The sequence below is a fragment of the Ruegeria sp. AM4 genome (genome assembly GCF_056540665.1).
In genome coordinates this window covers 192,254-218,132 of record NZ_JBQFXD010000004.1, presented here as the reverse complement: position 1 = coordinate 218,132, position 25,879 = coordinate 192,254, and the positions used below count along the sequence as shown (strand labels likewise).

General features: G+C 58.2%; 19 protein-coding genes. 8 read left to right on the top strand and 11 right to left on the bottom strand.

The genetic code is table 11. The annotated features are described in order from the left end of the window. Positions 1-55 precede the first annotated feature (55 nt). Genes ACR0JA_RS10555 through ACR0JA_RS10545 form a run of 3 tightly spaced genes read right to left on the bottom strand, consistent with a single transcriptional unit; the run spans position 56 to position 3,127 of the window. Positions 56-1,018 carry a sensor histidine kinase gene (locus tag ACR0JA_RS10555; RefSeq protein ID WP_480573854.1) on the bottom strand — a complete coding sequence of 321 codons (963 nt, stop codon included), beginning with the start codon at positions 1,016-1,018 and terminating at the stop codon, positions 56-58. Then, on the bottom strand, positions 1,006-1,683 hold the full coding sequence (locus tag ACR0JA_RS10550; RefSeq protein ID WP_480573851.1) for a response regulator transcription factor: 678 nt from the start codon (positions 1,681-1,683) through the stop codon (positions 1,006-1,008). The genes ACR0JA_RS10555 and ACR0JA_RS10550 overlap by 13 nt, the downstream gene beginning before the upstream one ends. Continuing rightward, positions 1,661-3,127, bottom strand: coding sequence for a DUF4153 domain-containing protein (locus tag ACR0JA_RS10545; protein WP_480573848.1), 1,467 nt, complete (start codon positions 3,125-3,127; stop codon positions 1,661-1,663). The genes ACR0JA_RS10550 and ACR0JA_RS10545 overlap by 23 nt, the downstream gene beginning before the upstream one ends. Before the next feature lie 229 nt (positions 3,128-3,356). On the opposite strand from ACR0JA_RS10545, the gene ACR0JA_RS10540 reads away from it, so the two are divergent. After that, positions 3,357-5,648, top strand: coding sequence for a Tex family protein (locus tag ACR0JA_RS10540; RefSeq protein WP_480573845.1), 2,292 nt, complete (start codon positions 3,357-3,359; stop codon positions 5,646-5,648). Here the strand turns inward: ACR0JA_RS10540 and ACR0JA_RS10535 are convergent. Next, positions 5,637-6,428, bottom strand: a complete 792-nt coding sequence (locus ACR0JA_RS10535) for a DeoR/GlpR family DNA-binding transcription regulator (RefSeq protein ID WP_480573842.1) — start codon at positions 6,426-6,428, stop codon at positions 5,637-5,639. The genes ACR0JA_RS10540 and ACR0JA_RS10535 overlap by 12 nt on opposite strands. A 247-nt stretch (positions 6,429-6,675) precedes the next feature. On the opposite strand from ACR0JA_RS10535, the gene glpD reads away from it, so the two are divergent. Beyond that, positions 6,676-8,247: a glycerol-3-phosphate dehydrogenase gene (glpD, locus tag ACR0JA_RS10530; protein ID WP_480573838.1), complete on the top strand. Its 1,572-nt coding sequence runs from the start codon at positions 6,676-6,678 to the stop codon at positions 8,245-8,247. A gap of 10 nt (positions 8,248-8,257) precedes the next feature. Here the strand turns inward: glpD and gap are convergent, their stop codons facing one another. Both gap and ACR0JA_RS10520 read right to left on the bottom strand, forming a co-directional pair. Then, entirely contained in the window at positions 8,258-9,259 is a 1,002-nt protein-coding gene (gene gap / locus ACR0JA_RS10525; protein ID WP_480573835.1) for a type I glyceraldehyde-3-phosphate dehydrogenase, read from the bottom strand. A gap of 217 nt (positions 9,260-9,476) precedes the next feature. Then, positions 9,477-10,733 (bottom strand): glycerate kinase type-2 family protein, encoded by a 1,257-nt coding sequence (locus ACR0JA_RS10520; protein WP_480573832.1) that lies wholly within the window; start codon positions 10,731-10,733, stop codon positions 9,477-9,479. Positions 10,734-10,997: 264 nt separating this feature from the next. On the opposite strand from ACR0JA_RS10520, the gene ACR0JA_RS10515 reads away from it, so the two are divergent. Beyond that, entirely contained in the window at positions 10,998-11,951 is a 954-nt protein-coding gene (locus tag ACR0JA_RS10515; RefSeq protein WP_480573829.1) for a GlxA family transcriptional regulator, read from the top strand. Here ACR0JA_RS10515 and ACR0JA_RS10510 read toward each other — a convergent pair. Next, on the bottom strand, positions 11,948-12,871 hold the full coding sequence (locus tag ACR0JA_RS10510) for a GlxA family transcriptional regulator (protein WP_480573826.1): 924 nt from the start codon (positions 12,869-12,871) through the stop codon (positions 11,948-11,950). The two genes, ACR0JA_RS10515 and ACR0JA_RS10510, sit on opposite strands and share 4 nt — an antisense overlap. Before the next feature lie 97 nt (positions 12,872-12,968). Here ACR0JA_RS10510 and ACR0JA_RS10505 point away from each other — a divergent pair, with 97 nt between their 5' ends. From ACR0JA_RS10505 to aspT, 4 genes are all read left to right on the top strand, one after another. Next, positions 12,969-14,129, top strand: a complete 1,161-nt coding sequence (locus tag ACR0JA_RS10505; protein WP_480573823.1) for an acyl-CoA dehydrogenase family protein — start codon at positions 12,969-12,971, stop codon at positions 14,127-14,129. A 3-nt stretch (positions 14,130-14,132) separates the two neighbouring features. Then, complete coding sequence (locus ACR0JA_RS10500) at positions 14,133-16,148, top strand: acetate--CoA ligase family protein (RefSeq protein WP_480573820.1); 2,016 nt, start codon at positions 14,133-14,135, stop codon at positions 16,146-16,148. A 3-nt stretch (positions 16,149-16,151) separates the two neighbouring features. Continuing rightward, positions 16,152-16,931: a carnitinyl-CoA dehydratase gene (locus ACR0JA_RS10495; protein ID WP_480573817.1), complete on the top strand. Its 780-nt coding sequence runs from the start codon at positions 16,152-16,154 to the stop codon at positions 16,929-16,931. Between the two features lie 215 nt (positions 16,932-17,146). Then, complete coding sequence (aspT, locus tag ACR0JA_RS10490; RefSeq protein WP_480573814.1) at positions 17,147-18,847, top strand: aspartate-alanine antiporter; 1,701 nt, start codon at positions 17,147-17,149, stop codon at positions 18,845-18,847. Between the two features lie 4 nt (positions 18,848-18,851). Here the strand turns inward: aspT and ACR0JA_RS10485 are convergent, their stop codons facing one another. Together ACR0JA_RS10485 and ACR0JA_RS10480 are read right to left on the bottom strand one after the other, a co-directional pair. Next, entirely contained in the window at positions 18,852-20,558 is a 1,707-nt protein-coding gene (locus ACR0JA_RS10485; RefSeq protein WP_480573811.1) for an aspartate:alanine exchanger family transporter, read from the bottom strand. Further along, positions 20,555-22,186 carry a bifunctional aspartate transaminase/aspartate 4-decarboxylase gene (locus ACR0JA_RS10480; RefSeq protein ID WP_480573808.1) on the bottom strand — a complete coding sequence of 544 codons (1,632 nt, stop codon included), beginning with the start codon at positions 22,184-22,186 and terminating at the stop codon, positions 20,555-20,557. The genes ACR0JA_RS10485 and ACR0JA_RS10480 overlap by 4 nt, the downstream gene beginning before the upstream one ends. A gap of 292 nt (positions 22,187-22,478) precedes the next feature. Here ACR0JA_RS10480 and iolG point away from each other — a divergent pair, with 292 nt between their 5' ends. After that, positions 22,479-23,480, top strand: coding sequence for an inositol 2-dehydrogenase (gene iolG, locus ACR0JA_RS10475; protein WP_480573805.1), 1,002 nt, complete (start codon positions 22,479-22,481; stop codon positions 23,478-23,480). Positions 23,481-23,512: 32 nt separating this feature from the next. Here the strand turns inward: iolG and ACR0JA_RS10470 are convergent, their stop codons facing one another. Both ACR0JA_RS10470 and ACR0JA_RS10465 read right to left on the bottom strand, forming a co-directional pair. After that, a complete protein-coding gene (locus ACR0JA_RS10470) occupies positions 23,513-25,147 on the bottom strand; it encodes an FAD-binding oxidoreductase (protein WP_480573802.1) in 1,635 nt (544 codons plus the stop codon). Between the two features lie 53 nt (positions 25,148-25,200). Next, the gene (locus tag ACR0JA_RS10465; RefSeq protein ID WP_480573799.1) at positions 25,201-25,824 is read right to left on the bottom strand and encodes a glutathione S-transferase family protein; all 624 of its coding nucleotides are present in this window, start codon (positions 25,822-25,824) and stop codon (positions 25,201-25,203) included. Positions 25,825-25,879 lie beyond the last annotated feature (55 nt).

Sequence of the window (25,879 nt, the reverse complement as noted above, 5' to 3'; positions counted from 1 at the left end):
TCCACTCATCCATAGGCAGTAACGAGAAGCTAACATTTCAAGTGAAGAACTAGTCTTAACTTATTGGAAACAAAACTTCAAAACGCGCCCCTGCCTCTGAAGGCTCCAACGTTATCCGCGCCCCATGGGCGTTCAGCAGGTTTGCCGCGATTGTCAGACCCATGCCTGTGCCGCCCTGCTCGCGCGCGGTGGTGAAGAACGGGTTGAATATGCGGTTTCGATTGCCGTCGGAAATCCCCGGGCCGTCGTCCTGGACCGACAAACGTCCAGGCTCGGCAATCAGTGTGACGCGCCCTGCCCCGTGACGTCTGGCATTGTCGAGCAGGTGCTGCAGCACGATCCGCAGACCTGAGGAGGCAAGCGGCAGGCATTGGGCCTCGTTCTGAATATCCAGGTTCAGATCGGGAAACACCTTGCGCAGTTCTGGCGACAGCTTGTGCAGATCGGTACTGCCGTGATGTTCTGGAACCCGCGCTGCTGCGACTCGGTTCAACGCGGTCAGATGGGTTTGCATCTGGGTGTTGGCGCCTGCAATCTGCTGAACCAGCTTGTGGTCCTGTTCGGCCAAATCTGCATCCTCAAGCAACTCGGATGCCGCTTGGATGGCGGTGACAGGGGTTTTCAGCTCATGCGTTACGTGGTCGGCGAAACTGCGGATCGATGCTTCGCGCCTTTGCAGCGTATCTGCCATCTCCATTACGGACCCCGCCAGACGCGACAGCTCTTGCGTGCCGAAATGTTCCGGCGGCGCGGCCGCGCGGCCCTGCTGTACCGCGGCCGAATACCGCGCCAGCGCTGCGATCGGGCGCAGTAGCAACCGGACCAGCAAATAGCCCAGACCACATGTCGCCAGACCGATCCCGACAGCCAGAATGGTCGCTGCATTGCGAAACCCGATCTCGGGCCCGAGATAGCGCAGCACGATCAGACCCAACAGTGACAGGGCCAGCGTGCCTGCCAACCCTCCGCCCAGAACGAAGCCCAGCGAGGGGCGCCACTTACGCCTCAGCCCGGCCATGCGCCCATCCGCAAACCGATGCCGTGGACGGTTTCGACCGCCCCGGACCACCCCTGCTCGCCCAGTTTGCGTCGCAGGTTTCTCAGGTGGCTGTCCAACGTACGGTCCGAGACCTGGCTGCCCGTGCCGTAGATCGCGTCGATCAACTGAGGGCGCGAGACGATGGCTTCAGGCGTTTGCATGAGCCGCCGCAAAATCGAAAGCTCCGTCGCCGTCAGCGGCAAGGCCGCGCCGTCCAGACGAACCAGGTGGCTTTGCACATCCAACTCCATTGGGCCGTGACGCAGAATGGCTTGGGTTGCGCTCGCCGTACTGCGTTTCAGGATCGCTTTGATGCGGGCCACCAGCTCTCGCGGGCTGAAAGGCTTGGTCACATAATCATCTGCGCCAAGTTCCAGGCCCAGAATGCGGTCAATCTCGTCATCGCGGGCGGTTAGAAACAGGATCGGCACATCCGAGCGCGCGCGTATGCGTCGGCACACCTCAAGCCCGTCCAGTTCGGGTAGTCCAACATCCAGAACGATGAATTCGGGGCGCTCGCGCAGGGCGCAATTCAGCGCCATTTGCCCGTCGCGCGCGCTGATCACGCTGTACCCCGCACGTTCAAGCGTGATCGAGACCAGTTCGCGTAGTCGCGGGTCGTCATCCACGACGAGAATTTTCATGGTCTTTCTCCGGGCTTGGTTCAACGTTCAGACTACGGATCACGCGATCAGCGCGAAACCCCCATTCGCGCCAGTTGCGAATGACCGGAGGTTGCGCACATGTCCTGAGATGGTGATCCGTGCTCAACTCTGCTGCCGCCATCGATCCCAACTGACAAGCATAGTACATATCGAACCGGGTCGGGTGGTCCAGATTCCAACGGGCGATCAGCGCAGCAAAGTTGACGAAGCAGCAGGCATACAGAACGCCCAGACCCAGGATCACTGTGCGCACAACCAGCCACTGGTTCGATCTCCCCTTCAGAATTTGCCAACCGGTCAGGCACAGACCCAAAGCGACCAGCGCCATCCAGACGGCGGCGTGAACGCGCAGATATGTCAGACCATAGGCCTCGACATAAAGGGACAGTCGCATCAAAGACGAGGCCACCAGCAAGACGTTTTGAGCCAGCCACAGCATCATCCACCCTGTCAGCCCGCGTCGTTCGCCGAGATATGGGCGAGCAGCCAGCGCAAACGCGCCTGCCAGCAACGCGGTCACAAGCAAAGGATAAGCGCCACGATGGGCGTATTCCGCATGGCTCATCCCTTCGGGCAGTTCAGCGTGACCCCAAAGAAATGCAGCATCCATCACCGTTTGCAGCGCCAGCAGCAAGTTGAACAGAATGAGCGCATTTGCCACCGAGCGTACATTCAGACCCAGGCGAGGTGTTGAGCCTTTGCGCCAAGGCCCCATTTTGGGGGCCAGCAAACCCGGCTGCACGGCCACTGCCAGAAACGGCCAGATCATGAACGCCGCGCCAATCCAGAACAGGATGCGGTCCAGTCGCAGATCCATCATCAGGACGTTCTCCAGCCAGTCCGACAGAACCGGGTTGGCCGCGATCATGAGGCCAACAAGCAACAGCGCCCCACCCAATGGGAAACCCCAGTCGCGTAAAAGGTGTCGCGTTGCCTTCCCGGACCCGGTGGATAGGCGCACCTGTTTCACCAGGTTCACCGCTTGCCAGATCGTTATCATGGGAAACAGTCGCAGGAATCGGCGAAACGCTGCTGCTTCGCAACGCCCCTTCAGCGCCCAACACATTGCCACTGTTGATCCGCCGAGAAGAAAGGCCACCGATAGCGCCTGCACATATTCGACAACCGGCAGAAGACTTAGGCCAAACAGAATTGCAGGCCCCATCTGCAGTGTGCGCCGAACGGACAACCACCAGACTGCCCCGGCGAGAATAAGTGCAAAAACCGCCAAAGAAATGCCCGGAGCATATCCCAACATCAGCACATCGGCCAATGCGATCAGAACTGCCAACAGCCCAGTGGCCCGCCGCCAGTTGCGCCCCGCAGTGCCAGCTGCCTCAGTTGGCTCTGGTTTGGGGGTCTCAAGCCACCAACTGTCCTGCAAAACCGAGGGTGGAATGCCCCGTACAACAAACTGTCCCATTTTCTGCTCCGAAGTTTTTGTGAGGGCCTGTTTGACGGACAACGGTGCAGATGGTCACGCAGTGGATGTGCAGAAATTGTGCAGAGGGGATATTCGCACGGCGCACTCTCGTAATGTGTTGTAATCATGAGATTTACCCGTACGCATCTCCGTGCGGGCAAATTCTACTTTCCCTTCCTGACCCTGCTGGCTAGAAAGTTCTCCCAACTCAATTTCAGGAGGTTCCACCTTGGATCGCATCGCCCGCACCATCGCCACGGAAATCAGCGCGCGCGCCGAGCAGGTTCAAGCTGCGGTCGGGCTGCTGGATGATGGGGCCACGGTGCCCTTCGTCGCAAGGTATCGCAAAGAGGTAACCGGCGGGCTCGACGACACGCAGCTTAGGGTCCTTGCGGATCGGTTGGTTTATCTGCGCGAGCTTGAGGCGCGGCGCGACTCGATCCTGAATTCGATCCGGGACCAAGGCAAGCTCACCGAGGACCTGCAGAAATCGATCGCAGGTGCCGATACCAAGGCGCAATTGGAAGACATCTATCTGCCCTACAAACCCAAGCGCCGGACCAAAGCGATGATCGCGCGTGAAAACGGGCTGGAACCGTTGGCGGACGCGATTCTGGCAAACAGGGGCGCTGACCCTGAGATATTGGCGCAGTATTACGTGACCGAGGCCGTGCCCACGACCAAGGACGCGCTGAACGGAGCGCGCGACATCATAACCGAGCGACTGACCGAGAACGCAGGCCTCTTGGGCGAGTTGCGGGCGTTCATGCAGCGCGAGGCGTTGTTGTCGGCCAAGGTGATCGATGGGAAACAACAGGAGGGGGCGAAATTCAGCGATTATTTTGACCACTCCGAGCTGTGGTCCAAAGTACCTTCTCACCGGGCGCTGGCGATGCTTCGAGCCTCGAAAGAGGGGATCGTGACGCTGGACATCGCACCGGATCCGGAAACCGGAGCCGCGCGGGCCGAAAACATCGTGGCGGCCCATCTGGAAACGCGCGGAACGGGATCAGGCGACGCATGGCTGCGCAAGGTGGCGGGCTGGACCTGGCGGGTCAAGCTGTCACTGTCGATGATGGTCGAACTGATGGCTGATCTTCGTGCCCGTGCACAGGAAGAGGCAATTCAGGTCTTCGCGCGCAATCTCAAGGATTTGTTGTTCGCGTCTCCCGCAGGTGCCCGCCCGACGCTGGGGCTGGATCCTGGCATTCGCACAGGTGTCAAAGCAGCTGTAGTAGATGCGACGGGCAAGCTGGTTGCGACGGAAACGTTATACCCGTTTCAACCGAAGAACGATCTGCGTGGGGCTCAAGCCGCGATCCTTAACCTCATCTCGACCCACAAGATCGAATTGATAGCCATCGGAAACGGCACCGCCAGCCGTGAAACCGAGCGATTGGTTGGCGACGCTCTGTCGATGTTGCCCAAAGCGGTGAAAGCCCCGACCAAGGTTGTCGTCTCCGAGGCGGGGGCCTCTGTCTACTCTGCATCGGAACTGGCGGCGCGGGAGTTTCCCGATCTGGACGTTTCGTTGCGGGGCGCGGTGTCCATTGCGCGCCGGTTGCAGGACCCGCTTGCGGAGCTGGTCAAGATCGAGCCCAAGAGCATAGGGGTCGGCCAATATCAGCATGATGTGGATCAGCACCGGCTGTCGCAGTCGCTTGAGGCCGTTATCGAGGACGTGGTGAACGCAGTCGGCGTTGATCTGAACACAGCCTCGGCACCGCTTTTGTCCCATGTCTCGGGTCTGGGGCCGGGTCTGGCCGACGCCATCGTGTCCCATCGCGATCTCAATGGGGCGTTTGCGTCACGCAAGGATTTAATGAAAGTCGCCCGCCTGGGGCCGCGTGCATTTGAGCAATGCGCCGGATTTCTGCGCATTCGCGACGGGTCCGAGCCGCTGGACGCGTCTTCGGTTCACCCCGAAGCCTATGATGTTGCTCGCCGGGTTGTCGCCGCCTGCGGACGCGATATCCGCCAGATCATGGGCCAGGACGGCGCTCTGCGTGGCTTGCGGGCGGAGCAGTTTGTCGATGGCTCTTTCGGTTTGCCGACAGTGCGCGACATATTCGCAGAACTTGAAAAACCCGGTCGCGATCCTCGGCCAAGCTTCGTCACGGCAACGTTCACCGATGGGGTTGAAGAAATTACTGACCTGAAACCGGGTATGATGTTGGAAGGAACCGTGACGAATGTGGCGGCCTTTGGTGCCTTCGTCGACATCGGGGTGCATCAGGACGGGCTCGTGCATGTCAGCCAATTGGCCGATCGGTTCGTCAAGGACCCGCATGACGTCGTTAAGACCGGGCAGGTCGTCAAAGTTCGCGTCGTTGAGGTTGATGTGCCCCGCAAGCGCATCGGGTTGAGCATGCGCAAGGATGGTGGCAAGCCCAATCGCTCGGACACGCCCCGTCAGCGCGGCAAGACACCGGGTTCGAAGAACATGAAAACTGGCGGCTCATCCCGCAATAACGCGATGGGCGACGCGCTTGCGTCCGCCTTCAAATCCTCAGATCGGTGAAGCCCGCTGGGCTCGGGTCGGTGCTGCAATCGAAATCGCGGTTCCGGCCTGGGCGCAGAATGCGGAACATCGCGACGGAGGCGCGCGGTCGGTAACAAACATGTCCACATCTGCAACCGAGGCGATGCAAGCAGGCGCTTTGCGATCGAACTTGGACGCGTCAGCGGCCAGCAAGACGCTGTCACTGCGACGGATGATTTCCTTGCTGATCCCAACTTCGCGCAGATCGAAATCCAGAATATCACCCTCTTCGTGCAGGGCAGAACAACCAATCACGGCGTAATCGAACCGGAATTGCGAGACCACCTGCCGCGTTAGATCGCCGACCATCCCGCCATCCGAGGTGCGCAGGCTGCCTCCGGCAACGACGACCTCGATTTCGGGATGATTGGATAGGATCACCGCGATATTCAGATTGTTCGTCACCACAAGCAGACCACTGTGCCCGCCGAGTTCAGCAGCAACCGCCTCGGTCGTGGTTCCGATATTCAGAAACAACGAGCAGTCGTTTGGGATGTGCTTTACGCATTCCCGCGCAATGTCCACTTTCGCGGCCTGATTCAATTCGCGCCGATCCGCATAACCGATATTGGTCGTGTTCGAAGGCAGGATCGCCCCGCCATGTACGCGCTCTAACTGCCCGGCCTCAGCGAGTTCCGTTAGATCGCGGCGAATGGTCTGTGGCGTGACGTTGAAATGCGCGACCAGCGTGTCAACGGTAACTTTGCCCTCGCGCCGGGCAATGTTGATGATTTCGGGTTTGCGAAGCGTCTGCACCATAGTGTGTTTCTGCGTTGGATCGAACACGCGCACAATAGAGTAAAAGCAAACAGAATCGCAAACAGGGACATTCGTTTCCCCTATCTATAGTATAAATATTGCCCATTTCTCAGGATGAAATCGGTACAATATTAATATTTACAAGAACTTATTGAGATCGAAAAGAAACGAAAATAGACACTTTCCTTTTCCTTGCGATTTTTGCAATTTACCGCCGATAATTGGCGCAAAACGCAGGGGCGAAACGATGACAGACACCTATGATCTGCTTGTGATTGGCGGCGGAATAAACGGTTGCGGTATTGCGCGGGATGCCGCAGGGCGCGGCCTGAAGGTCTGTCTGGTCGAGATGGACGATATCGCCTCGGCCACCTCAAGCGCGTCGACCAAACTGTTTCACGGCGGTCTCAGATATTTGGAATACTTCGAATTTCGGTTGGTTCGGGAATCGCTGATTGAACGGGAAACGCTGTTGCAGGCGATGCCCCATATCTCATGGCCAATGCGGTTTGTGCTGCCCTATCACAACAGCATGCGGTTTGATTCATCGACGCCAACTTCGCGTCTTTTGGGCTTTGTCATGCCTTGGATGAAAGGGCGACGCCCCGCCTGGCTGATCCGGTTTGGCTTGTTCCTGTACGATAATCTGGGCGGACGGAAGATCTTACCGGGTACAACTAGCATAGACCTTAGATCCAGCGCCGAAGGCGCGCGGTTGAAATCGCATTTCGAAAAAGCGTTTGAATACTCGGATTGCTGGGTCGAGGATTCACGGCTTGTGGTCCTGAATGCCCGCGACGCAGAGCAGCGGGGCGCAGAAATTTTGACCAGAGAAAAATGTATCTCGGCCGAGGTCGAAGACGGGATGTGGCATGTGACGACAGAGAACTCCCGAACCGGTGAAACTACCAAACGCACCGCGAAAATGGTGGTAAATGCAGCGGGGCCTTGGGTGGGCGAGGTGTTGCGCGGCACGTTGAAAAGCAACACCGCTGAAGGCGTGCGGTTGGTGCGCGGCAGCCATATCGTCACGCGTCGGCTGTTTGAACACGACAAGAGCTATTTCTTTCAGGGCACCGATGGGCGCATCATCTTTGCAATCCCCTATGAAACGGATTTCACACTGATCGGCACGACGGATGCAGACCATGCGGATGCTGAGATCACACCGGAATGTACGCCGCAGGAACGCGATTACCTCATCAACTTCATCAACCAGTATCTCGAAGCGCCGATCGTACAATCCGATGTGGTCTGGACCTATTCCGGCGTTCGTCCCTTGTATGATGACGGCGCGCGCAGCGCGACGGCGGCGACGCGGGATTATGTGTTGAAACTGGATGCCAGCCGCGGCGCTCCCGCATTGAACGTCTTTGGCGGCAAGATCACCACATATCGGCGTCTGGCGGAAAGCGCGATGGAGGAAATTGGTACGCAATTGCCGAACACATCAGGCCCCTGGACCGCTGGTGTTGCTTTGCCGGGTGGGGATTTTCCCGTCGATGGCGTGCCGGATCTTGTTTCGAGGCTCCGCGACAAACACCAGTTTCTGGATGCACGCTGGGCATTGCGCCTGATCAAGGCTTATGGAACCGATGCATTTCTGATCCTCGACGGTTGCGCCGACATCAAGGACATGGGTCACGACTTTGGTGCGACCCTGACCGAGCGCGAGGTCAACTGGTTGATTGACAAGGAATATGTCTGTCAGGCCGACGACATATTGTGGCGGCGCAGCAAGCTGGGGCTGCGCCTGTCAGACACACAGATCAGCGAGCTTGAGGAGTGGCTGCGCTCGAAGCAGAGCGCAGCTGATTGATCGATTTGCTTTAGTTCGCGCCGGCCATCGCGTGGGCGGTGTCCAGCATGCGGTTCGAAAAGCCCCATTCGTTGTCGTACCAGCTGAGGATGCGCATCATGCCGCCATCTGTCAGGCGGGTCTGTTCCGTGGCGAAAATCGACGAATGCGGGTTGTGGTTGAAATCGGACGAGACCAGAGGCTCGTCAGAAATAGCCAGTACGCCTTTCATTTCGCCTTGGGCAGCAGCGCGGATCGCAGCGTTCACCTCGTCAACCGACGCCGCGCGCTCGGGCATGAAACACAAATCCACCGCTGATACGTTCGGTGTTGGTACGCGGATGGCCGATCCATCCAGACGGCCCTTGAGGTGGGGCAGCACCTCTCCGACCGCGCGGGCCGCACCGGTCGAGGTCGGGATCATCGACATCGCCGCAGCGCGCGCCCGGTACAAATCCTTGTGCATTGTGTCCAACGTCGGCTGATCGCCGGTATAAGAGTGGATCGTGGTCATATAGCCGGTCTCGATCCCGAAAGCGTCGTCAAGCACCTTGGCGACCGGCGACAAGCAGTTGGTTGTGCAGCTTGCGTTCGAGACGATGACGTCCTGACCGCTCAGGCTTGCGTGGTTCACGCCAAACACGATGGTTTTGTCCGCCCCGCTGGCAGGTGCCGAGATCAGAACCTTTTTCGAACCGTTCTCGAGATGCTGAGCAGCTGCATCCCGTTTGGTAAAGATGCCGGTGCATTCCAGGGCAACATCGACATCACCCCAGTCCAGCTTGGACGGGTCACGTTCGGCGCTGACGCGGATTTCGCGCCCACCGACAAGCATCTGGTCACCCTCGACCTTGATCTCGGTGTTCAACGCGCCGTGGACGGTGTCGTATTTTAGCAAATGCGCATTGGTCTCGACCGGTCCAAGATCGTTCACAGCAACGACCGCGATGTCGTTGCGCCCGGCTTCTACCAACGACCGCAAAACGCAGCGGCCAATGCGCCCAAATCCGTTAATGGCAACCTTTACGGTCATGTTTGCCTCCCTTGAGGATAGTCGATGCAGGATCACGTTCAGAGCCCCGGAACACCACCTGATGATGGCACCTCGGTGCTGTTACCGCTAACAATCACAATTACAGGTGTTTTGTCAATAACGCTTGATGCACGAGTGCGGGATTGGCCTTGTTTGGCTGCCGACCGCGGGGCTGGCAGTCAAAGCCGGCGTTCAGATCGGAGGTACGTCCGAGGTCTCAGCGAACCAGAATCGCACGGAAATCGTTTACGTTTGTCCCGGTCGGACCGGGCGAGAACAAATCTCCGACCGACTCGAACGCAGAAAACGCGTCATTCCCGGCCAGATCGGCGGCTGGGTTACGCCCGGCAGCACGCATGCGGGCGCAACTGGTTCCGTCGGCAAAAGCCCCAGCATTGTCTTCCGATCCGTCAATGCCGTCTGTGTCAGCTGCTAGCGCGGAAATGCCGGTGGTTCCGTCCAGTTCCAGCGCGAGAGCCAGCAAAAACTCGGTATTTCGCCCACCGCGACCTTTGCCGCGCAATGTGACCGTTGTTTCGCCTCCGGACAGGATGACCACCGGTTTTTCAAATGGCCGGTTTCGATTGGCGACTTCGCGCGCGATCGCGGCATGGACCCGCCCAACATCGCGCGCTTCGCCTTCGATAGCATCGGACAGGATAACGGCGGGAACGCCTTGCGCCTCTGCCGCCTGGGCGGCAGCATCCAGCGAAATTCCTGCGGATGCGATCACATGAACCTCGTTCCGAGTGAAACGCGGATCATCTGGCAAAGGCGCGTCGGCGGCCGGGTTGCGAATGTGATTCAGGATACTGTCGGGAAGCTCGATGTGGTGGTCGGCGATCAGGTTCAGAGCGTCCTGTCTGCTGACCGCGTCCGGAACCGTGGGGCCAGACGCCACCTGCGCCGGATCATCGCCGGGTACATCCGACACCACGAGTGAAACCACGCGCGCTGGATGGGCCATCGCGGCCAACCGCCCCCCTTTCAGCCCGCTGACATGTTTGCGGATGGCGTTCATGGCCGAGATCGGTGCGCCCGATGCCAACAGCGCGGCGTTCAGCGCCTGCTCATCCTCAAGCGAAAGTCCGTCCGGAGGACAAGGCAGCAAGGACGAACCGCCGCCGCAGATCAGGGCCACGACCAAATCGTCAGGACCCAGATCCGCCACTTCTTGCATCAGGGCTTCGCTTGCCTGCAACCCGGCATCGTCCGGTACGGGATGGGCGGCTTCCAACACCTTGATCCGGTCACATTTGCTGCCATAGCCATACCGCGTTACGACGGTGCCCGACACCGGACCGGGCCAAAGTGTTTCGAAAGCGCGGGCAAGTTGCGCCGCGCCTTTGCCTGCGCCGATGACGACAGTGCGTCCTTTGGGTGGGTCGGGCATATGTCCGGCGAGCGCCTTCAGAGGATCAGCAGCCTGTACCGCTGCATCAAAGAGAGATGTAAGAAATTCAGTGTCCCGCATACCTGTCCATGCCCTTGTTGATCCCGCCATGGTTCGTCACGGTCAGGTCGCCGCCAATGTAAAGGGCCAATTGCCCTGCCATGCAAGCCGTTCCTTTTGGCGGACTTGCGGAAGACCCCCGTTCGACGCAGGCAGGTGCCCCTGAAAAGGTTTTCTCTGGCGCTGCTCGGACCCATTCGGCCCAACGTTCCGTCTGTGTTCTTAGAGCAGAAACCAAAGCGGACTGCTTTCAATTCACCCGCCCCAGCTGTATTATTTTCGCCAATGAGCACTCCTTTTTCGCCAGACACGCCCGAACGGTTCGAGTTTCTGCTGCTCGACGGGTTCTCGAACATGGTTCTGGCCAATGCGCTCGAGCCGTTGCGCGACGTTTTCCTGCGTTCGACGTTTGCGTATCCGGATTGGGAAGTGACAACGCTGGACGGCAAAACGATCCAAAGTTCGTCCAGATTGAAGATCTCACCCGACCGGCAGTTTGATCCGAAGCTGACAAGCGGCACTCTGGTCATCGTGGCGGGTTACCGCGTAAGGGCGCAGGTAACAAAGCAATTGGTGGCTGCAATCCGCGAAGCTGCCCGCAACGCCAAGCGCGTTCTTGCCCTGGACACGGCGGCGTGGCTGTTGGCCGAGACTGGATTGCTGGACGGCCACAGCGCCACGATTCACTGGCAGGAGCTGGATGCCTTCGCCGAAACCTTTCCGCGCGTCGATGTATCGACCGCACGATTTGTTCGGTCGGGCCGGATCATGACATGCGGTGGGGCCAGTACCGCACTGGACCTCATGCTCGAGCTGATACAGGAGTTGTTCGGCCCTGCTGCTGCGTTTGATGCGTCGAACATGTTTCTGTTCGACCCTGTGCGGCAGAAAGAGGCGCAACGCGGCGCCAAGCACCTGATGAACCGTGGGTCGCCCAAGCTGTTGGAGGCCCTGAATGTCATCGCCGAAAATGTCGAACGCCCTTTGACCACTTTTGAGCTTGCAGATCGCGTGTCGATTTCCGAGCGCAGCCTGAACAGGGCTTTTTCGGATGAATTGGGAATGACGCCCGGAAAGTACTATCGCCTGTATCGGCTGCAGCATGCCCGCTATCTGGCACAGGAAACCCGGCTGAGTTCCGAGCAGATTGCGTTGCGCTGCGGGTTTTCCGGTTCATCCTCGCTGGGTCGATCGTTTTTGCGTGAATTCGGCAAACCCATCAGCGCAGTCAGGTCTTAGAGTCCGACGTCAGCCCTGACCGCGCTGGGTGTTTGTCCAAACTCGGCCCGGAAGGCCCGGGTCATGGCGCTTGCGTTGTCATATCCGCAGCGGCTGGCGATTTCAGCCACAGACTGCTGCGTCTCTTCCGCCAACCTTCGCGCAAGGTTCAGTCGCAGGCGTTTATACACCGCTTGCGGCGTGGTTCTGAGTTCAGCCTGAAACAGAAGTTCGATCCGTTTCTGGGAACATCCGATCCTGCGGGCGACGGTTCGGACCGACAGTGGGGTTTCAAGGTGCTCCTGCATTACGCCCAGCGCGCGGTTGACCATAGTATCTTCGGATTTCATCGGCAGAGGGTACCGCGTGCTGACCCCTCGGCTCATCAACAAATGGGCGACTTCCATCGACAACAGCGGGCCGTGATCTCTTTGGATCAGGGCCGACGCGAGATCAAACGCCGCCATCGCGCCCGAGCATGTAAGGCGATCCCCGTCAATTATGAACCGTTCGCGGACCGCGTGGACCGCAGGAAAGCTCTCTTCGAACCGGGTGAGTTCGTCCCAGTGAATGGTTGCTTTGTAGTCGTCCAGCAAACCAGCCCGGGCCAATAACCAGCTTCCGGTGTCCAAACCCGCAAGCTGGGTGTGGTTCTTGGCGGCTGCGAGCAACGCGCGTGTGATCCGGGGCGCGTCCAGATTCAGATAACCATAAGACGGCATGACGACGAGACACGTGCCCTTTTGGTCACCCAATGGCCCATGTGGCGTGATGACCAGATCGCTGGAACTTTGAACAGTTTTCCCGTCCAACGAGCAGAAGCGCCACGCATAGAGTGGTTGGCGCGCCAAGGTATTGGCCGCCCGCAAAGGCTCGACCATGTTGGCAAGACAGTGGTTCGAAAATCCGTCGAAGAGCAGAATGTTGTATTGGTCGGTCAATTTTTCGAACTTTGCATGATATTCGGCTAATTCTGCATGCCATATTGATGCGTGATCGGGTTTCCTGCGTCAATCACCGATCCAAGGAACTCGTGACATGAATTTTGGTCTGACCGACGAACAGGAGATGATCGTTTCGACTGTGCGCAGCTTTGTCGAAAACGAAATTTACCCACACGAAGACGCCGTTGAGCGCACGGGGTCTGTGCCGCTGGAGCTGGGGAATGAGATCAAGCAGAAATGCATCGATCTGGGCTTTTATGCCTGCAACTTTCCCGAAGAGGTCGGCGGCGCCGGACTGTCACACCTTGATTTCACCCTGGTCGAGCGGGAACTGGGGCGCGGGTCGATGGCCCTGACGCATTTCTTCGGTCGCCCACAGAACATCCTGATGGCCTGCGATGATGACCAGCGCGAACGTTATTTGCTGCCTGCCGTGCGCGGAGAAAAGATGGACGCGTTGGCGATGACCGAACCGGACGCGGGTTCGGATGTGCGGGGCATGAAATGCCAGGCCGTGCGCGATGGTGGAGATTGGGTCATCAATGGCTCGAAACATTTCATATCGGGTGCGGAACACGCCGATTTCTTTATCGTTTTTATCGCCACAGGTGTCGATGAGACGCCAAAGGGACCGAAGAAACGCATTACCACTTTCCTTGTGGATCGCGGCACTCCGGGGTTCGAGGTGCGCGATGGGTACAACTCGGTCAGCCACAAAGGGTACAAGAACTGCATCCTGTATTTCGACAATTGCCGCCTGCCGGATGCGCAGGTTCTGGGCGCGGTTGATGGTGGATTCGCGGTCATGAACGAATGGCTTTATGCGACGCGCCTGACGGTCGCTGCCTTTTCGGTCGGGCGTGCCCGACGCTGCTTTGATTATGCACTGAACTATGCCGCCGAACGTAAGCAGTTCGGTCAGCCCATTGGCAAGTTTCAGGGTGTCGGTTTTCAGATCGCCGACATGATCACCGAAATTGACGCTGCCGACTGGCTGACCCTATCCGCCGCCTGGCGTCTGGATCAGAAACTGCCCTCAAATCGCGAGATCGCCTCGGCCAAACTCTATGCCTCCGAGATGCTGGCGCGGGTTACCGACACCACATTGCAGATTTTCGGCGGTATGGGGCTGATGGATGACTTCCCTGTCGAGCGTTTTTGGCGCGACGCCCGCGTCGAGCGCATCTGGGATGGTACCAGCGAGATCCAGCGTCATATCATCAGCCGCGATCTTCTGCGTCCGTTGGGGGCGTAAAAGGTGAGCAAAGACCTTGCCCGGCTGCTACGCCCGAAATCCATCGCCGTCATCGGCGGCGGCGCTTGGTGCCATCAGGTCATTCTGCAATCCGAGCGTATGGGCTATGCCGGGCATATCTGGCCGGTACACCCCAACGCCGCAGAGGTTTCAGGGCACAAAGCCTATGCACTTCTGTCGGACCTTCCTGGACCGCCGGATGCGGTTTTCATCGGCATCAACCGGAACGCGACGGTCGAGGCGGTGCAAACCTTGTCCGACATGGGCGCAGGCGGAGCGGTCTGCTTTGCCTCGGGCTTTTCCGAAGCCTTGGCCGAAGATGATACAGGAGGCGACCTACAAGACCAATTGATCGCTGCAGCAAGCGACATGCCGATTCTTGGCCCGAACTGCTACGGCTTTATCAATGCGCTCGACGGCGCGTTGCTTTGGCCGGATCAACATGGGGCCAAACCGGTCGATCGCGGTGTCGCGATCCTGACGCAAAGTTCGAACATCTCGATCAACCTGACAATGCAGAGACGTGGCTTGCCGATCGCCTATATGGTGGCCTGCGGAAACATGGCGCAGACCAGTCAGGCTGAGATCGCGGCCGCCCTGATCGACGATCCGCGGGTGACGGCAATCGGCCTGCATATCGAAGGCTTCCAGGACATTCGCGAGTGGGAAACACTAGCAGCCAAGGCAGATGACAGGGGCACCCCGCTGGTCGCCTTGAAAGTCGGCGCGTCAGAACAAGCGCAAATGGCGACCATATCGCACACCGCGTCTCTGGCCGGCAGTGATGCCGGGGCGCAGGCGTTGTTGGAGCGTTTGGGTATCCCGCGCCTGTCAGGTCTGCCTGAATTCCTTGAAACGCTGAAGCTGCTGCATTGCTATGGCCCGCTGCCGGGGGGCAACATCGCCTCGATCAGCTGTTCCGGGGGTGAGGCCAGCCTGATCGCAGATATGTCCGTGGGCACTGGCTTGACCTTCCCGCGCCTGACCGACGACAAAAGAGCCCGCTTGCGTACAGCACTCGGGCCGATGGTCGCGCTGAACAATCCGCTGGATTATCACACCTATGTCTGGCGCGATGAAGACGCGATGACGCAGGCGTGGTCAGGTATGACCGGGGACGATATCGACCTGACAGTCTCGATTGTGGATTATCCAACCACCGATCCAACCGATTGGTCCTGTGCAACGCGCGCAGCGATCAGAGCGCGCGCCGAAACCGGTGCGCGGTTCGCCGTTGCGGCGACGCTGCCCGAGCTTTTGCCGGAAGACGTCGCCCAGGAACTTATGAGCGGCGGGGTGGTGCCATTTTTGGGACTGCGCGAGATGCTGTGCGCAACCCGCGCTGCAGGGCAGATCGCTGCGCCCTCATCACTCCCCGTTTTGCTGCCAGGTCCGACATCGGAAAGCCGTACATTGACTGAAGGCGAGTCCAAACAATCGCTCGCTGCATACGGTTTGGGCACTCCGCGAAACTGCACGGTGCGCGGAACAGATAACGCTGCAGTTGCAGTGCAAGGCATGGAGGGCCCCTTTGCCGTCAAAGGCGTTGGTCTTGCGCATAAATCCGAACATTCCGCCGTGCGTCTGGGCGTTCACGTAAAAGACTTGACGCGTATCGCCGCAGAAATCGGAACGGATGAGATTCTGATCGAAGAGATGATCAACGAAACCGTCGCAGAGCTGCTGGTCGGCGTGGTACGCGACCCAGCGCATGGGTTTGTCCTGACACTGGGCGCGGGTGGTGTGCTGACCGAAGTACTTCGCGACACCTCATCCCTGCTGATACCCAGCACGGCCGAGCAGATCCATGCCGCCTTGGGCAAACTGAGAATTGCCCCGCTGCTGTCAGGCTATCGTGGCCAACCGGCGGCTGATATGGATGCTATCATTGCCGCCGTGCAGGCCGTACAGGCCTATGTCATAGAAAACGCCGATACGCTTGACGAGGTCGAGATCAACCCGCTTCTGTGCACGCCGGACAAGGCGGTTGCCGTGGATGCCCTAATCAGAAAGGCCTGAGATATGGACCCAATCAAAACCCGCCGCGATGGGGCGATCCTTGAAGTGACGCTAGATCGACCCAAGGCCAATGCCATTGACCTGATCACAAGCCGCAGAATGGGCGAGGTCTTTGCCGAGTTTCGGGATGACCCTGAACTGCGCGTAGCCATCCTGACTGGTGCAGGTGAGAAGTTCTTTTGCCCCGGCTGGGATCTGAAAGCCGCAGCCGACGGAGATGCGGTTGATGGAGACTATGGCGTCGGAGGGTTCGGCGGTCTGCAAGAGTTGCGCGACCTGAACAAACCCGTCATTGCAGCAGTGAACGGCATCGCCTGTGGTGGAGGGCTGGAGCTGGCGATCTCGGCTGACATGATCCTGGCGGCGGATCATGCGACTTTTGCACTGCCGGAAATCCGCTCGGGCACAGTTGCCGATGCGGCCAGCGTCAAACTGCCCAAGCGCATCCCGTACCATATCGCCATGGAACTGCTGCTGACCGGACGATGGTTTGACGCCGAAGAAGCCAACCGCTGGGGGCTTGTGAACGAAATCGTACCTGCTGATCAATTGATCGACCGCGCTTGGGAACTGGCGCGCCTGCTGGCCTCGGGTCCACCGCTGGTATACGCAGCGATCAAGGAAGTGGTTCGTGATGCCGAAGACAGCAAATTCCAGGACGCTATGAACCGTATCACCAAGCGCCAGTTGCGTTCGGTGGACGTCCTTTATGCAAGCGAGGATCAGTTGGAAGGTGCCCGCGCCTTTGCGGAAAAGCGCGACCCGGTCTGGAAAGGCAAGTAGAGGTTAACGCCGCAGATGAAGCTGGGCGGCTTTGAATGTCAGGGCCATGCCGAGTTTTGTTCCACTTATGCAAATCCTTGCAATTGACAGAAGCAAGGGCGGATGTTTACCTGACACCAACATGGCGCAGGCAACCTAATTTATTTTTATTTTCAGCGTTCTGAGCGACCCACCCAGCGCCAAATCCAACCGACTTGCAACCTGGGGATTTTTCGATGGAGTTGATTGCCGACCAGCTAAGAACCTACCCGATCATGGCCCTGTTCCTGTGTCTGGGCCTGGGATATGGGGTTGGGAAGTTCAAGATTGGTAAGTTCGAACTTGGCGGTATTGCCGGGACATTGCTGGTCGCGGTATTTGTTGGCCAGATTGGCGGGATCAATCTGAGTACCGATGTCCAGAACGTGTTTTTCTCGCTGTTCATCTTCATGGTTGGATACAATGGCGGGCCACAGTTTTTTGCCGCGCTCAATCGAACCGCGCTGACCAAGTTACTGGCTGCGTTCATGATGACGCTTTGGGGATTGTTCTTTGTAATTGCCGTGGCCACCTGGGCTGGGTTGGATAAGGGGCTTGCAGCGGGCCTTGCCGCGGGCGGGCTAACGCAATCCGCGATTATAGGCACGGCAGGTAACGCCATCGACCTGCTGGGTCTGGCTGCGGACGAAGCGGAGAAGCTGAAAACCAATATCGCGGTGGGCTATTCAGTCACCTACATTTTCGGCTCAATCGGACCAATTCTGGCGGTCAGTGTCATTCCGATCATCATGCGCTGGGACCTGCGGCAAGAGGCGATCAAGCTGGCTCAGAAGCTCAGCGGCGGCGGTCGGTCGTTGGAAGAAGGTGAGTTTCTGCCGATGAACCGGTTTGATGCGCGTGCCTATCGGGTCGAGGATGGTGCCCAGGTCGTGGGGAAATCGGTTACAGAAATCGAAGGTGGCTATGACAGTGATGTTTTGGTCGAAAAACTGCTGCGAGATGGCGCGCCTATGGACCCCAAGCCCGATACTGTAATTGTCAGCGGCGACGTGATCGTGGTGTCCGGACTTGTTGGCGCGCTTGCAAAATTTGAAGCCTCCTCGGGCAAGGAGGTCGGAGAATACCCCCCTGCCCTCACCATTGTCGAGGAACGGCGCAACGTGGTTATCACCAACCGCAAACTGACCGGAAAGACGCTGGGCGAACTGCGCACGGCGCTGACCGCCGACCAGCGTCGTGGTGTGCATATTTCGAAAATCACCCGCATGGGGCATGACATACCTGTGCTACAAGATACCGAGATTCACGCAGGCGACGAGGTCAGCATCGTCGGGCATAAGGACGACTTGAACCGGGTGTCAAAAATGGCGGGCTATGTGCCGCCTTCGGCTTCGGTGACGAATTTTATCGCGCTGGGGATTGGCGTGGCCGTCGGATACCTGATCGGCGAGATCAGCTTTGTCATCGCCGGAACAAAGGTTGCCCTTGGATCGGGACTGGGTTGTCTGGTCACCGGCCTGATCATTGGCTACTTGCGCATTCGTCGCCCGAAAATCGGCGGCATCAACCGCGGGGCTGCCAATTTCCTGCAAAGCTTTGGTCTTGCGGTGTTTGTCGGCGTGGTCGGATTGAATGCCGGTCAACCCGCCCTGCAAGCGATTCAAGAATACGGGATCACCTTGCTGTTGCTGGGATTCGTGGTCACTCTGATGCCCATGATTGTGCAATTCCCGATCAACTATATTGCCCTGCGCATCCGCAATCCGGTTGAGGCTTGCGCAGTTGTAACCGGGTCCCGGTCCGGCAATCCCGGTTTTGCGACGCTCTTGGAAAAGACGGGCAACTCAACGCCGACGCCCGCGTTCACGATGACCTATGCTGTGGCGAATATCTTCCTGACGCTTTGGGGTCCGCTGGTTGTCGCCTTCGTGCCCTGACCCGTCAGATCAACAGAAGCACGATGATCGAGCCCCAAAGCGCCAGCAGCACGTTGCCCACGGCATAGCCCAAACCGTAGCCAAGCGTTGGGACCTGGCTTTGGGCGGCTTCCTGAACGGCGGCCAAGCCCGGCGCCGAAGTGCCAGCCCCGCAGCAGGTTCCTGCCAAAACGCCTTCGTTGATGCCAAAAACCTTGCGTCCGACAAGCACTGCCGAGCCATGGGCCAAAAGGACAATAAGCACTGAGCCGATGATCAGCGACGGGCCGCTGTCCAAGACACCTTCGACAAAACTGGTTCCGGACGTGATGCCGACGCAGGCGACAAAGACGCACAGGCCCAATGAATCGAAAATCCACAAGGTTGCTTCGGGCACAAATCCAAACGTTCTGCGGACCGACCGCAACCACCCGGCCACCAGCCCGCCCAGCAAGACACCGACCGACGTGCCCAGACCCAATTCGAGCGCACCGAATTTCAGGGCTGGAATGCCAACAAGCCCGCCCAAAAGAATAAAAAACGCGACGAACACCATATCCGTCTCTTTTGTTTCTCGATCGAGATAGCCAAGTGCGCTTGCGGCATCCTCGATATGGCGGCGCGTTCCCGAGACGGTCAGAACGTCGCCTTTGTGTAGCGTCACGCCGCGAAAGATTGGCAACCGTTCGCCGCTGCGCATGATACCGCGCAGAAAAATGGTTCGGGCCTGCGGATGCTGCGACATCGCACCAAGCGTTTTGTTGACCACTGCGCTATTGGTGACAACGATGTCGCTGGTTTCAACCGGAAGATCCAGCAATTCCGGGTCTTCGATTTCCTCTCCCAACACATGGGCGTGGTCGATCAGGTAAGAGCGCAGTCCGGCGATTGCCGCGATGTCACCGTCTTGCAGGATCATGTCTTTGGACGTTGGTAAAATCTCGTCCCCCCGGCGCACGCGGTCGAAATAGGCGCAAACATGTTGCGGAACCCGGGCTTCAAGTTCGTCTACGCGTTGGCCGGCGAAATCGGGGTTGATGCGGTAGGCGCGCGCCTCAAAATCTCGATGCTGTGAAACAACCGGGTGTTCGTCGCTTTCCAATTCGGCTTCGTATTCGGCGCAGGCGTCTTTCAGCGACCGACCGTATATTCTTGGCGCCACGAGCGTATGAAAAACAATGGTCGCGATCACGCCAACAAAATAGGCCACGGCAAAGCCGGTGGCGATTTCTGCTTCGAAAATTCGTTGGGCAGCAGGGTCCGCGCCGGTTTTGGCAAACGCGTCGATCGCGACCCCGAGAGTTGCACTTTCCGTCACGCCGCCCGCCAACAGACCCGCAGCAATGCCGACGGACAAACTCATCAATGGTGCAAGCAGCGCTGCCGTAATCAAGGCCACGACGCACAAGAGCACTGTGATCGCGATCTGCGGCAACGCGCTGCGATTAAGTGACCGAAAGAACTGTGGGCCGGTCCGATAACCGATCGAAAAGAGAAACAGCAGAAAGAAAGCCTGCTTGACGTCGTCCGACACGACGACGCCGGTCTGGCCAACCAAAACGCCGGCCAACAGGCACCCGGCGACGGAGCCCACCTTGAATGACCCAATTGAAATCTTGCCAAGGGCATACCCCAAGGCAAGGCTGCAAAACAGGGCGAGCTCGGGATGCGCGCCAAAAATCGACCCGATGAACTGCATATCAAAGACCGTCCAGGCCGGTGTTTGGTTCATCCATGCAATGGCAACCCTTTCGATGCGCGATACGCCTGAACATACCCGGTCGCAACGGCCCGAACCGCGCGCCCGATCTGACGGTAAGCGCTGTCGTCTAGGTTGGCAAAGGATACCCGCGCTGACCAGTTCGGCGCGTCGAAACCAGACCCGTTCAGCAAAACGATCCCGTGATCCTGTGCAAGTTTGAACGAGATATCCAGCGGATGCACGTTTTCCTTGATCCAGTCGACAACGTCTTCTCCGATATATTTCCGCAGCCAGAACTCGAAATCAATGATGCCGTAGTATCGATCGAATAGTGGGTTCTCGGGGACATTGATGCCCAAACCTTCGACCAGTTCCGTAAAGCGGTGTTCAAGAATGCCACGGCAAAACGCCTGGTAGGCTTTGTCGTCATCCATCATCTCCACCAACGAGAACAGCGTCATCATCACCTGCTGAGGCAGCGACAACCCGGCGGTGTGGTTCAACGCAACGTCGCGGCTGTCGGCGACGATCCGGTCAATGAACTTCATCTTGGACGGGTCGGGCGACAATGTCGTGTACCGCGCTTCAACCACCTTCTTAACCTCGGCCGGTGCGTCAGCGATCATGCGATCAAATATGTTGTTCTCAGCCACCAGAATCGTGCCCAGACGCCAGCCGGTACAGCCAAAATACTTGGAATAAGAATAAACCCCGATGGTGTTTTCAGGCAGATGGCCCATGACGGATTCGAAATTGGGGACAAATGTTCCATACACGTCATCCGTCAGGACGATCAGATCCGGCCGGCGGGTTTTGACAAAGTTGACCAATCGCGCAAGGGCATCCTTGCTCATCGCGACAGCCGAAGGATTGCCGGGATTAACCATGAACAACGCTTTGACGTTAGGGTCGGCGAGCGCCTCGAGATCTTCGTCGGTCAGCTGAAATTCATCTTCCTCGTCCGAGCACACATGCACGACATTCAGGGCATAATCCTCAAGCTCGGGCATCTCCAGATAGGGCGTAAAGATCGGCGTGGCCAGCGCGATGGTGTCACCAGCGTTCAACAACCGCTGGTTCTTGAGCGACTTGAAGATGTAGCACATCGCGGCAGTCCCGCCCTCGACCGCATAGATATCGAATTTGGCATCAGGTCGATGACCGGCGCACATAGCCCACATGATATATTCGTGCACGATTGCTTCGTTATGTTCGAGACACCGGTCGGGCATCGGATAGTGGTCTCCGACGATGCTGTCGGTCAGCTCCAGCACAAACGTATCCGGGTCGAAGCCGAATTTCTCGATGGCAAAATCCACGGCCGCCGCCAGCGTTTTTGCGCCCGGAGGCACGTTCGGCCCCTCGGAAGCTGCGCAATAGGCCTTTAAGCGCGCATAACATCCCGGCCCCTGCGGCATCCCCGCCAATCCAACCTCGGGCTCATAGCGGTCACGCTGCGCTTCGGTCATCGCGAACTGCCCCAGCAGAAAAAACGCCTCGCGCGCCTTGGTGGCGATCCAATTGGGATTGCCTCTGCCCGCATTCAGATAGGGCAGCGTCGATTTGCGTGATTCCTTCTGTGCAAGCTTGATCAACTCGTCCTTGATCTCGAAAGGGCTGAGGTTCTCGAATTTGTGAAGGTCTATTGGTTGCGACATTGCCGATGTCCTTTTGTCAAAAAATATTCAGAAATTCAGAGGAATAGTAGAAAGAGAGAGATCATTCTGTAAACGGTATAAGGTGCCTATGCGCATTATTTTTCCGAGCTCTATTATTGGCGTTACCGTTCCTTCAAGTTTCTTGCTGTTTGGGTGCGGGATGGGTCCCAGAAAAGAATGTGCTTTCAAAAACTCGACAGACAGGCTTAAACCATTTTTGCCGGGTCGACCCGGACTTTGAACAACTCCCATGCCTCGGATGTCGCGTGGGCAGAACTGAGGATGACACGTCGTGACAATTTCCATCGCACTTCTCGGCGCTGGCCGGATTGGCAAAGTACATGCGCAAGCGATCTCTCGTGATCCCGATGCTGTACTGGGTGCCGTGAACGACGCGTTTCCGCAGGCGGCTCAGGCCATAGCAGACCAATATGGATGCCCGGTTCGCTCGATCGACGAAATTGCAGCGGATGACGCGATAGATGCGGTGGTGATCTGCACACCGACCAATACGCATGCCGATCTGATCGAATCCTTTGCCCGTTCCGGCAAGAAGATTTTCTGCGAAAAGCCGATCGACCTGGATCTGAAGCGGGTGAAATCCTGCCTGAATGTGGTCAAGCAAACAGGTGCGCAGCTGATGCTGGGGTTCAATCGGCGGTTCGATCCCCATTTTGCGGGTATCAAACAGCGGATCGACAGCGGAATCTTGGGCGAGGTCGAGCAAGTCACGATCATCTCTCGCGATCCGGGGCTGCCGCCTTTCGAATATATCGATGTCTCTGGTGGCATCTTTCGGGACATGACGATCCACGACTTCGACATGGCACGCTTTTTGCTTGAGGATGAAGTCACAAGCGTTCAGGCCACCGCCTCAGTGCTGGTCGATGCCAAAGTGGCCGATCATGGCGACTACGACACCGCCTCAGTCCTGATGACGACCCGTAGCGGCAAGCAATGCACGATCACCAATTCTCGCCGAGCGAGCTATGGCTACGACCAGCGGATCGAGGTTTTTGGCGCCCTCGGAGCGTGTTCGGCCGAAAACCAGCGTCCGGTTGCCATCGAAGTGGCAACTGCAGAAGGGTATCTGCGCCCGCCGCTGCATGACTTTTTTATGACCCGCTATACCGAGGCCTACGCGGCCGAAATCGCGGCCTTTGTCGCTGCGATCCGGGACCAGTCGGCCCCACAACCGTCGGGGCAGGACGGGTTGCAGGCGCTGATTCTGGCCGAAGCGGCGTTGAAATCTGTCGCCGAAGGCCGCGCTGTCGATCCTGCAGAAATCGTTTGATTTAGGTTCGGTCGCCGCGACCGCTCGGTTTGCTACGCACCAAACACTTCAGCCTGAATATTGGTGGCAGGAACACCTGATGCCTCCAGCCCCTGACAGATATCCGACAGGAACGGCACCGGACCGCACAGCAAGTACTGGGCCGCGGCACCTGCGCTCAGATCAAGCAGATGCTGAGAAGAAATGCGCCCCGTTTGGTGATAATTTACACCCAGCTTATCCCGCTCGTCGGGATTGCTGTAGAACACCAGCTGCCGCGCGTTAGGCAATCGCGACACAAGGCGCGTTACCTCATCGTGCATGGCATGTCGTGACCCATCGCGAGCGCCGTGGACGAACCAGAGCGGCCTGGGGTCCTGCAACGCCGCGAGGCTATGCAGCATCGACACCATAGGGGTCAGCCCGACGCCCGCGCTGACCAGAACAAGCGGCGCATCGCCTTGTGGGATCAGAAACGTACCGGAGGGTTCAGAGGCCCTGATCCGGGTTCCCACATGTAACGACTGATGAAAGTGCTGCGAGACCACGCCCTTCGGCTCGCGTTTGATGGTTAGGCGATATTGCTGTGTATCTTGTGGATCGCCAGACAAAGTATAACTGCGCTGGACGGGCGCGGTGTAACCGGGGATTTCGACTTCGATCGGCAAGTGCTGACCCGCCCTGAAACGAGGCAAGTCGGCGTTTTCCGGCGACTGCAAATAAAATGAGGTGATGTCCTGCGCTTCCTCCACGCGTCGCACTATGCTCAGCGATTGGGTGCGGTTGTCGGTGCGGCGCCAGCGCAAATGCAAAGCGCCGGGGCGCTCGATCACCGCCTCGACCGTTACGTTAATCATGCGCCGTGCATCTGAGTCATGGGTATTCTGCGGTTCCCAATCGATGCTCGCCCGGCCGGAGATTTGCAGCAGCCCGCCGGTGTCGAAATCAACAAAGGTGACGCCTATTCTTGGGTCGGAGATTAGGTTTCCAATCGTGTTGAAAAAATTGTTGCCAGCATAGTCCGGAATGCGCAGCAGGTTCGGGCTTTCAACTTTCACAAATCCGGGTGCTCCGCCCCGATGCGAGGCGTCATACCCGCGCGACGGCGCATCACCGCCCTGCATGTGACCGGACCCAAGAAACAGGGTATCAGCCCTTGAAATCAGCGTGATTTGTCGCGGACTAAGGCTAGCTGCATGCTGCGCGGGCGCGTGATCGATACGTTCAACGCGATGCCAGTGGCGTTCATGGATATATTGAGGACAATTCCCGAAAGTCTGACGCACATCGATCTCGTATCCAGTGTCGAGCTTGCGGAAAAACCCGCTCAGCCGGTTGCGCCGGCGTGAGGCCAGTTCAATCCCCAGGACGCCGATATCTGTCCCGGCGTCCAGCGTTGTGAACAGTGGGTCTTGCGGGTCCAACTGCGTCGCGATCTCCAGAGTTTGGGGATCAGGTGAACGGATGAACCCTTCGGGGCCATCAATCAATGTCACCCATGTACGGTCAGTTTCGTCGGAACCAGACAAGACCAGAAAAGGCAGCGCGCTGTGAAAGACACGATGCTGTTCAGGCAAGTGGTCGCGGATAAACCCGCCTGCCCAAGCAGCGACATCACCGGCACCCGCGCGCAATTGCGCCGAGCGCTCGCCGGCGTGAAACGGGTTTTCTGCGCTGTTCAAAGTCATGTCCGGCTCCTTCTTGATTTATAGGGCCAGCAAGCCTGTGCTGACCCAGTTGCTCAGGCCAATTCCGGGATCGGCGAAGTTGCCATTCCGACAAAGCCCGGTTGCGCTTCGATCCTGGCAAGCCAACGACGGATGCTCGGGTAGGGTTCTAGATCCACTCCACCTTCGGGCGCGTGTGCGATGTAGCTATAGCCGGCGATGTCTGCGGTGGTGATCGTATCGGCGGCCAACCACTCGCGGTCCTTCAGATGCACTTCCATGACCTTGAACAATGTGTGCGCCTTGGCGACTGCGGCGTCATGGTCCAGCGGTGCGCCAAAGACCTTGACCAGACGTGCTGCGCAGGGGCCGGAATAGACGTTGTCCGCTGCCACCGTCAGCCAGCGCTGGACTTCGGCGGCGGTCTTGGCGTCGTCGGGAAGCCAGTGCGAGCCCTTTGCGTAGCTCTGCACCAGATAGACCAAAATCGCGTTGGAATCCGCCAGAGTGAATCCTGAATCGTCGATTGCAGGCACCAGGCCAAATGGGCTGATCTTGAGATAGTCGGGCGATTTGTGCTCGCCATTGGCCATATCCAGATCAATGGTCTCGTAAGGCAGTCCCAGCAGCGCCAGCATCAGTTCGACGCGGTGGCAATGGCCAGATTTCGGGTTTCGGTAGAGTTTGATCGGTGTCATGAGTCAGTCCTTTTGCAATCAATGTCCGAATTCGCGCGGGGTCGAGTTCGATGTT

Bases quoted from the DNA above. Each gene is read 5' to 3' on its own strand.
- ACR0JA_RS10555 (WP_480573854.1), bottom strand. From the start codon at position 1,018: ATGGCCGGGCTGAGGCGTAAGTGGCGCCCCTCGCTGGGCTTCGTTCTG.
- ACR0JA_RS10550 (WP_480573851.1), bottom strand. From the start codon at position 1,683: ATGAAAATTCTCGTCGTGGATGACGACCCGCGACTACGCGAACTGGTC.
- ACR0JA_RS10545 (WP_480573848.1), bottom strand. From the start codon at position 3,127: ATGGGACAGTTTGTTGTACGGGGCATTCCACCCTCGGTTTTGCAGGAC.
- ACR0JA_RS10535 (WP_480573842.1), bottom strand. From the start codon at position 6,428: ATGGTGCAGACGCTTCGCAAACCCGAAATCATCAACATTGCCCGGCGC.
- glpD (WP_480573838.1), top strand. From the start codon at position 6,676: ATGACAGACACCTATGATCTGCTTGTGATTGGCGGCGGAATAAACGGT.
- gap (WP_480573835.1), bottom strand. From the start codon at position 9,259: ATGACCGTAAAGGTTGCCATTAACGGATTTGGGCGCATTGGCCGCTGC.
- ACR0JA_RS10520 (WP_480573832.1), bottom strand. From the start codon at position 10,733: ATGCGGGACACTGAATTTCTTACATCTCTCTTTGATGCAGCGGTACAG.
- ACR0JA_RS10515 (WP_480573829.1), top strand. From the start codon at position 10,998: ATGAGCACTCCTTTTTCGCCAGACACGCCCGAACGGTTCGAGTTTCTG.
- ACR0JA_RS10505 (WP_480573823.1), top strand. From the start codon at position 12,969: ATGAATTTTGGTCTGACCGACGAACAGGAGATGATCGTTTCGACTGTG.
- ACR0JA_RS10495 (WP_480573817.1), top strand. From the start codon at position 16,152: ATGGACCCAATCAAAACCCGCCGCGATGGGGCGATCCTTGAAGTGACG.
- aspT (WP_480573814.1), top strand. From the start codon at position 17,147: ATGGAGTTGATTGCCGACCAGCTAAGAACCTACCCGATCATGGCCCTG.
- ACR0JA_RS10485 (WP_480573811.1), bottom strand. From the start codon at position 20,558: ATGAACCAAACACCGGCCTGGACGGTCTTTGATATGCAGTTCATCGGG.
- ACR0JA_RS10480 (WP_480573808.1), bottom strand. From the start codon at position 22,186: ATGTCGCAACCAATAGACCTTCACAAATTCGAGAACCTCAGCCCTTTC.
- ACR0JA_RS10470 (WP_480573802.1), bottom strand. From the start codon at position 25,147: ATGACTTTGAACAGCGCAGAAAACCCGTTTCACGCCGGCGAGCGCTCG.
- ACR0JA_RS10465 (WP_480573799.1), bottom strand. From the start codon at position 25,824: ATGACACCGATCAAACTCTACCGAAACCCGAAATCTGGCCATTGCCAC.